This is a genomic window from Pseudomonas sp. SDT291_1_S447 (assembly GCF_054070155.1).
The window spans coordinates 1-221 of record NZ_JBSVXS010000438.1 but is presented as its reverse complement, the minus strand read 5'-3'; the positions used below and the strand labels follow the sequence as shown (position 1 = coordinate 221).

At 62.9% G+C, this 221-nt stretch carries 1 protein-coding gene; it reads right to left on the bottom strand.

Annotated features, from left to right (window positions below):
* The coding region (locus ACW9IR_RS30270; RefSeq protein ID WP_457466292.1) for an HlyD family efflux transporter periplasmic adaptor subunit at positions 1-221 on the bottom strand (221 nt) is incomplete at both ends.

Here is a 221-nt window from a genome sequence, read left to right as displayed (position 1 = left end):
AGTAGACCTGCTGGCCGGGGCTGATGTGAATCACATCCGCCTCGGAGACCTGGGCCTTGACGGTCATGGTGTCCAGGTCCGCCAGCTTGAGTAGTACCGGCGCCAGTTGGTTGGCGATTACGGTCTGGCCTTCCTGGGTGACGATGCCCACCACATCGCCGTCGATGGGCGCGACGATGCGGGTGTAGGCCAGGTTGACCTTGGCGGTGTCGATCTGGATG